Source organism: Methyloversatilis sp. NSM2, assembly GCF_038066675.1.
Lineage (GTDB): Bacteria > Pseudomonadota > Gammaproteobacteria > Burkholderiales > Rhodocyclaceae > Methyloversatilis > Methyloversatilis discipulorum_A.
In genome coordinates this window covers 1-4538 of the sequence record NZ_JBBUKV010000014.1, presented here as the reverse complement: position 1 = coordinate 4538, position 4538 = coordinate 1, and the positions used below count along the sequence as shown (strand labels likewise).

The window sequence follows — 4538 nt, the reverse complement described above, 5'->3', positions numbered from 1 at the left end:
CAGGAGCGGTCTTCTGACCGCGACTGCGGCCCGTGACCTCGCGCAGTGCTCCATTAAACCGCCGCGTCGCGGTCAGAGGACCGCTCCTACACAAGCTCGGCTCCGGTGACGGATCGCGAGCGATCCTTGCGGGAGCGGCCTTGGCCGCAGCGCAGCGGTCATCACAGGCAACGACGCCGCTTCAGGCCGCTGTCGCGGGCAAGCTCGCGACAGCGAACGGGCAGTGATGGCGAAGAGGCTTGATACAGGCGAGACAGGTCGACCGGTCAACTGTCTCACCGGCGTCTCGTCGCATCCGGACCGCGACACGGTCCGGACGCTTTGCGAAATGCTGCGGGCGCCGCTTACTGCAGCGCCTTGATCTGCTCCGGCGTCAGTCCTTTCAATGCATCCGCCGCCGACTTGCGCGCCAGGTCGCGGTCGGTTTCGATGATGGCGTGCACCGAATTCATCACCTTGTCATTGGCTGCTGCCGCCTCCTCCTTGGTGATCTGGCCTGCGGCAAGGCGCTCGCAGGTGCGGTACAGCGATTCGCGCAGGAAGGACAGCATCTGCGCGCGCTCGGCCAGGCGGACGACATTGGCATCGACCTGTCCGTTGCCTGCCGCCTTGCCGGAGGCTTCCAGCTGGGCGATCAGCTTGAGCGTGCTGTCGGTGCCGGGTTCGGTGCAGCCAGGCCCCATGCGCGCGGCACGCGAAGCGGCGACCGTTTTTTCGTCGGACGTGCCGCCACCGCCAAAGAGAGGCTTGGATTCGGACGACGGGGGCATCGAGCTGCGGGAGTGTTCGTACTTGGCCCAGTAATTCTTGTGGGTCTCCGTCGAGTTGTCGCGGGCGGCCGTCGGCGACGTCAGGCTGGAACAGCCTGCAAGCAGCACGGCGGCGCAGCACGCGGTCATCAGCGAAGATTTCATGGTGACTCCTTTGTTTTCGAGTAGTAGGTAATGTGACCCGTCGCCGACCAGCGGCCGATTGCCGGAACGCTCCTCTACGTCACGGCAGACAACGCGTCGATCGCTACCTGCAAGATGCGGGCCAGCAACCAGACATTGCAGGGCGGCGTCCGCAGGGCAGAATGCGCACCTGATCGACATTCCGTGCCCGCCCGCACCCTCTGCCGCCGATGACCGCGCCCCGACCCGCCAGCGTTCCTTTCCGCGAAGCCTTCATGTTCTGGCTCAAGCTGGGTTTCATCAGTTTTGGCGGACCGGCCGGCCAGATTTCGATCATGCATCAGGAGCTGGTCGAGAACCGGCGCTGGATTTCCGAACGCCGCTTCCTGCACGCGCTGAACTACTGCATGGTGCTGCCGGGCCCGGAGGCGCAGCAGCTCGCGACCTATATCGGCTGGCTGATGCATCGCAGCTGGGGCGGCATCGTCGCCGGCGCGCTGTTCGTGCTGCCGTCGTTGTTCCTCCTGATCGCGCTGTCGTGGGTGTACATCGCCTTCGGTGACGTGCCACTGGTGGCCGGTCTGTTCTACGGGATCAAGCCGGCGGTCACCGCCATCGTCGTGCAGGCGGCCTGGCGCATCGGTGGCCGGGCGCTGAAGAACCGAACGCTGTGGGCGATCGCCGCCGCGTCCTTCCTCGCCATCTTCGCGCTCGACATTCCCTTCCCCGCCATCGTCGCCGGCGCCGCACTGATCGGCTACATCGGCGGCCGCATCGCACCGACAACCTTCCGCACCGGCGGCGGACACGGGGCAAAACACGCCTCCTACGGGCCGGCGTTGATCGACGACGACACGCCGACGCCGGAACACGCGCGCTTCCGCTGGACGCGGCTGGCGCGCGTCGCCATCGTCGGCGCATTGCTCTGGGCGGTGCCGATGGGCCTGCTGGCGGGCGTGCTCGGCTGGTCGCACACGCTGACGCAGATGGGCTGGTTCTTCACCAAGGCCGCGCTGCTCACCTTCGGCGGCGCCTACGCGGTGCTGCCCTACGTCTATCAGGGCGCGGTCGGCCACTACGGCTGGCTGACGCCGGTGCAGATGATCGACGGGCTGGCGCTCGGCGAAACCACGCCCGGCCCGCTCATCATGGTGGTGGCCTTCGTGGGTTTCGTTGGCGGATACGTGAAGGCGGTGTTCGGCCCCGACAGCCTCTTCCTCGCCGGCGCTGTCGCGGCGTCCCTGGTGACCTGGTTCACCTTCCTGCCTTCCTTCCTGTTCATCCTCGCCGGCGGACCGCTGGTCGAATCGACGCACGACGACCTCAAATTCACCGCGCCGCTGACCGCGATCACCGCCGCCGTGGTCGGCGTCATCCTCAACCTCGCGCTGTTCTTCGGCTATCACGTGCTGTGGCCGCACGGCTTCGCCGGCAGCTTCGATTGGATGTCGGCCCTGATCGCCCTTGGCGCCGCCGTCGCGCTGTTCCGCTTCAAGGCGAACGTGATCCATGTGATCGGAGCCTGCGCGGTAATCGGGCTGCTGCTGAGGCTCACCGTAGGCGGCTGACGGCCGCGCTCGCGCCCCCTTCTTGTGGGAGTGGCCCTGGCCGCGACAGGGCCTCAGCGGGCCGCGGACTTCGAGCCCCGCCGCCAGCGCGAACACGCCCGCTTGCTCAGCCAATGTGAACGTCCCGCTGCACGCGCATCCCGTTTGCGCTGCATCAAACCGGCGCGCCGTCCGCCTTCGTAAAGTGGCACGCAGACCCTATCCGCCCGGAGTGCGCACGCCATGACCGCCGACGACGACAACCTGCGCTTCTTCCGCGCACGTCACGCGACCTTTTCACAAATCCTGGCGTCGCAACGCGACGACGACGCACTGCTCGCGCAGTTGCTGGGCGACGCCTTCGACAACTTCGAACAGGCGCTGCAGGCGCGGATGGACGCCGGTGCGCCGGTCGCCTGCGACCGCGGTTGCTCGACCTGCTGTACGGTGCGCGTCACCGCCACCGCGCCCGAGGTGCTGCACATCGCACGCCATCTGCGCGAAGCCGACCCGGCGGTTTGTGCCCGGCTGGTCCGTCGTCTCGCCGCCGCCGACGACGACACGCGTGACGCCGATGCCGACGATCGCGTCGCGCTGCGGGCAACCTGTCCCTTCATCGACGACGACGGCGCCTGTGCGATCTACGCGGTGCGCCCGCTCGCCTGTCGCGGCCACGCGTCGCACGACCGCACCGCCTGCGACCGCGCAGCCTGCGGCGAGATCGACGACATTCCGTATTCGGTCGCCCACCGCATGGTGCGCAGCCTGGTGCAGAACGCGCTGCAGTCTGCGCTGCGCGACGCCGGCTGCAGCTGGGCGTCGTACGAACTGAATCACGCGCTGATGCTGGCGCTCGCCGCACCGGAATCGGAAGCGGACTGGCTGGCCGGCGACGACGTGTTCGCCGACTCGCAGGTGAACGACGTCAGCCCGGCCGAGATGGCGCGCACCTTCGACTGGCTCAAGGCACCCGGCGTGCGGATACCGGCAGGCTAGGGCCTGACGGCCAGTCAGCCGGCGTCGGCCCGCCTTGATCCGGGCGCATCGGGATGCGCGCGCGGCCCGCGATTCAAGGTCAACAGACCCCGGACTTTGCCGAGCGGCGCCGCTTTGTTCATCATGTACGGGCGATACGCCATCGCACCTACCCAACGGGAGAGATCGACATGAACAAGATGATCATCGCCGCACTGACCGCCCTGCTCGCCTGTGGCAGCGCTCTGGCCGCCGACGCCAACCCGAACGCCGCCGCCGACTCGAAGTGCGAAGCCGCCGCCATCGACAAGAACGGCAAGCCGCTGGTCGGCGCCGCCAAGTCCTCCTTCATGCAGAAATGCCACCGCGAAGCGATGCACAAGACCGACTGCGAAGCGCGTGCGCTGAGCAAGGACGGCAAGCCGCTCGCCGGCGCAGCGAAGAACTCCTTCATGCGCAAGTGCGAAGAAGACATGAAGCAGGCCGCACCGGCCGGCAAGTGAAGACACACCTGACCGGAGCCGTCACGCCGTGAGCGAACAGAAAAAACCGGGCGTGCAGGTACGCCGCGAAGTCATGGGCGACGATTTCGTCGACCGTGCCCTCGGCAACGCCACAGAATTCAATCAGCCCCTGCAGGACTTCATCAACGAGCACGCCTGGGGTGCGGTGTGGAACCGCGATGGTCTGGACCGCCGCACCCGCAGTCTGGTGACGCTGGCCGCACTGACTGCGCTGAAGAGCCCGCACGAGCTGAAGGGCCACGTGCGCGGCGCGCTGAACAATGGCTGCACGGTCGAGGAAATCCGCGAAACGCTGCTGCATTGTGCGGTGTACGCAGGTGTCCCGGCCGCCGGCGAAGCCTTCCGCGCGGCACAGGAAGTGCTGGATTCGTATCGGCTGTGAACCGCTGAGGGCTGATCGACCGCCGCATCGCGAGCAAGCTCGCTCCCACGAGAACGCGGCTCCGGCAGCGGTCCGGGAGTGCTTTCGTGGGAGCGAGCTTGCTCGCGATGCGGCCGCTGCTGTCCACAGACTTCGATACAGGCCGCTGTCGGGGTCAGAAGACCCCTCCTTGTATTGTCTTTACCTCCCGAGGGGCACCTCGGGACGAGCAGGTGGA

Annotated in this window: 5 protein-coding genes; 4 read left to right on the top strand and 1 reads right to left on the bottom strand. The window is 67.2% G+C overall.

All coding sequences use genetic code 11. The annotated features are described in order from the left end of the window. Positions 1–344 precede the first annotated feature (344 nt). A complete protein-coding gene (locus WJU27_RS18475) occupies positions 345–914 on the bottom strand; it encodes a hypothetical protein (RefSeq protein ID WP_304000575.1) in 570 nt (189 codons plus the stop codon). 209 nt (positions 915–1123) lie between these two features. Here WJU27_RS18475 and chrA point away from each other — a divergent pair, with 209 nt between their 5' ends. The 4 genes from chrA to WJU27_RS18455 all read left to right on the top strand — a co-directional run bounded on the left by chrA (position 1124) and on the right by WJU27_RS18455 (position 4321). Then, positions 1124–2461, top strand: a complete 1338-nt coding sequence (gene chrA / locus WJU27_RS18470) for a chromate efflux transporter (RefSeq protein WP_341423038.1) — start codon at positions 1124–1126, stop codon at positions 2459–2461. Between the two features lie 222 nt (positions 2462–2683). After that, positions 2684–3436: a YkgJ family cysteine cluster protein gene (locus WJU27_RS18465; RefSeq protein WP_341423037.1), complete on the top strand. Its 753-nt coding sequence runs from the start codon at positions 2684–2686 to the stop codon at positions 3434–3436. 170 nt (positions 3437–3606) lie between these two features. Continuing rightward, positions 3607–3918, top strand: coding sequence for a hypothetical protein (locus WJU27_RS18460; protein ID WP_341423036.1), 312 nt, complete (start codon positions 3607–3609; stop codon positions 3916–3918). Between the two features lie 28 nt (positions 3919–3946). Then, complete coding sequence (locus tag WJU27_RS18455) at positions 3947–4321, top strand: carboxymuconolactone decarboxylase family protein (protein ID WP_019916536.1); 375 nt, start codon at positions 3947–3949, stop codon at positions 4319–4321. The last annotated feature ends 217 nt before the right edge of the window (positions 4322–4538 follow it).

Excerpts from the sequence above, each read along its gene's own strand:
- WJU27_RS18475 (WP_304000575.1), bottom strand. The coding sequence starts at position 914 with ATGAAATCTTCGCTGATGACCGCGTGCTGCGCCGCCGTGCTGCTTGCA.
- chrA (WP_341423038.1), top strand. The coding sequence starts at position 1,124 with ATGACCGCGCCCCGACCCGCCAGCGTTCCTTTCCGCGAAGCCTTCATG.
- WJU27_RS18465 (WP_341423037.1), top strand. The coding sequence starts at position 2,684 with ATGACCGCCGACGACGACAACCTGCGCTTCTTCCGCGCACGTCACGCG.
- WJU27_RS18460 (WP_341423036.1), top strand. The coding sequence starts at position 3,607 with ATGAACAAGATGATCATCGCCGCACTGACCGCCCTGCTCGCCTGTGGC.